The 2,618-nt window shown below is 71.2% G+C and carries 3 protein-coding genes; all 3 read left to right on the plus strand.

The genetic code is table 11. The features are described 5' to 3' along the window. On the plus strand, window positions 1-1,140 hold a 1,140-nt coding region (locus EHS43_RS42150; protein WP_260470967.1), incomplete at its 5' end, for a S1C family serine protease. Between the two features lie 158 nt (window positions 1,141-1,298). Beyond that, the gene (locus EHS43_RS42155; RefSeq protein WP_125195759.1) at window positions 1,299-1,736 is read left to right on the plus strand and encodes a sec-independent translocase; all 438 of its coding nucleotides are present in this window, start codon (window positions 1,299-1,301) and stop codon (window positions 1,734-1,736) included. Window positions 1,737-2,018: 282 nt separating this feature from the next. Then, the coding region (locus tag EHS43_RS42160) for a hypothetical protein (RefSeq protein WP_125195760.1) at window positions 2,019-2,618 on the plus strand (600 nt) is incomplete at its 3' end.

Genomic DNA, 2,618 nt, shown 5'->3' on the forward strand with positions numbered 1-2,618 from the left:
GCCGTCGAGAGCGAGGACGCCCGGCGGCGCCGGACGCGGCGGGCGCTGTTCGTCGGCGCTGTTCTGCTCGCGCTCGTGGCGGGCGGGGCCGGCGGGGTCGTAGGGGCGTATCTGGAGCGCAACGGCGTGGCGGGCGACGTCGTGGAGCTGCCGCAGGCCGCGAAGGAGCCCAGCGGACGGGCGCCCGGCACGGTCGCCGGGATCGCCGCCCGAGCCCTGCCCGGCGTCGTGACCCTGCATGTGAGCGGGACCGCGGAGTCCGGGACCGGGGCCGGCTTCGTGCTGGACAACCGCGGGCACATCCTCACCAACAACCACGTCGTCGAGCCGGCCGGCGCCGACGGGAAGATATCGGTGACCTTCCACAGCGGGGACACCGCGCAGGCCACCGTCGTGGGCCGGGACAGCGGGTACGACCTCGCCGTCGTCGAGGTGAGAAGTGTCCGTGGGCTGCGACCCATCCCTCTTGGCAACTCCGACAGCGTCCAGGTCGGTGACCCCGTCGTCGCCATCGGCGCCCCCTTCGACCTGGAGGGCACCGTCACCTCCGGGATCATCAGCGCGAAGGAACGGCCCGTCACCGCCGGGGGCGAGAGCGGGGACGGCAGTGACGTGTCGTACGTCGACGCCCTCCAGACCGACGCCCCCATCAACCCCGGCAACTCCGGCGGCCCGCTCCTCGACTCCCGGGCCCGGGTCGTCGGCATCAACTCCGCCATCCGTTCCGTCGACGACGGCTCCCGTCCCGGGAGCGGACAGGCCGGTTCGATAGGTCTCGGCTTCGCCATTCCCGTCAACCAGGCCAAGCGGGTCGCGGAAGAGCTGATCAACACCGGCCGGGCGACCCACCCGGTCATCGGCGTCACCCTCGACATGGACTACACCGGCGACGGCGCCCGGGTCGGGACGAAGGGCAGTGGCGGCGGACCCGCCGTGACCGAGGGCGGTCCGGGCGACCGGGCCGGGATCGAGGCGGGGGACGTCATCACCGAGGTCGACGGCCGCCGTGTCCACTCCGGCGACGAGCTCATCGTCAGGACCCGCGCCCACCGGCCCGGTGACCGGCTCCGGCTGACCCTGGAGCGCGCGGGCAAGGAGCTCACCGTCTCGCTGACCCTCGGATCCGCGTCCGGTGGCTGACGTACACCCGTTTCACAGCTGCGTTTGCGAACCTGGCTTCCCCAGGCAAACAACCGGGAAAACCGTTCACCTATCCGCGCGCGGAGCCCTCGGGGCAGTACCCGTCGCAGGGGAGAGGCAGGTACCGTGGTCCTGGCCCGGACCCCAAGGAGCTTCAGGTGTTCAATGACATAGGACCGCTCGAGCTGATCACGCTCGTTGTCCTCGCCGTGCTCGTCTTCGGTCCGGACAAGCTCCCCAAGGTCATCCAGGACGTCATGCGGACCGTGCGCAAGATCCGCGAGTTCTCGGAGAGCGCCAAGCAGGACATCCGCTCGGAGCTGGGCCCGGAGTTCAAGGACTTCGAGTTCGAGGACCTCAACCCCAAGACGTTCATCCGCAAGCAGCTGGACAACGACGAGCTGGGGCTCAAGGAGATCCGCAACGGCTTCGACCTGAAGAAGGAGATGGCCGAGGTCACCGACGCGGTGCACAGCACGGACACCTCCTCGTCCTCGTCGTCCCCGTCGTCCTCGGGTGGCCGGATCGACATGACCAAGAAGCCCGAGGAGCTGGGCAAGGACGACCGCCCGCCCTTCGACGCCGACGCCACCTGAGCCGTACGCCCCACCGGAAGGCGCCTGCCGAGCAGTTCAGCTCGCGGGCGCCTTTTCCCGTCGTACGTGACGCGTCTCATACCCCGCCCCCGCCTCGTGAGGCCCCCGTACGGCCTGAACGAACCCCTCGTGTGCCCCGCGCGCCGGGCGGTTTCCCCGCAGCTCGGAGCGGTGTGGCTATGCTGCCGAGTTGTTGTGCGGGCCGTACGCGAACCAGCGAGGCCGCCCGAAGGGGGGCGGGCCGGTCCGGTCCGACGAGAGCTAGTAGGAGGCGTCCGGCACATGGAGACGACGAGTGGGGCGGTCGCGCAGGCGCCGGCCGCGGAGGGTGGCCAGCAGGTTCCCTCCGCCCGGCGCACGGTCGACGGCTACCTTCAGGCGCCCTTCCCCTGGTACGGCCTCGACGAGGCCTTCACGGGGCCGCGCTGGCTGATGCAGGTCGGCACGTCGGCCGACGGGGTCGTCGAGCACGGGTCGATCGGACACGGCGACGAGCCCTCGGTGAAGAACGAGGCCGGCTCCACCGGGGAGCCGAAGGAGAAGTTCGCGGTCGTGGTGACCGTCGCCGCGAACCCGTCCCGCAGGAGCGCGGACGGCACGGGCCTGCTGGAGGCCACGTCGGTCTCCTCCGCCGCCTGGCTGGCCGGAGTGGGGCTGCTGTCGTTCACCTGGCCCGGGCAGATGGACCACTCGCTGCGCGACGACTGGCTGGACCAGCAGACCGAGACGGCCTGGGTCCTGGCGGACGACCTGGAGGGATCCGACTGGTCGACGCTCTCCCTGCCCGTGGACGGCGTGCCCACGCCGTTCCACTACCGGGAGTCGGAGTTCGGCTGGGTGCTCGCGGGCTCCACGCAGGCGGGGGTGCACGTGGGGGCGTAC

Source organism: Streptomyces sp. RP5T (assembly GCF_003933965.1).
Taxonomy (GTDB): domain Bacteria; phylum Actinomycetota; class Actinomycetes; order Streptomycetales; family Streptomycetaceae; genus Streptomyces.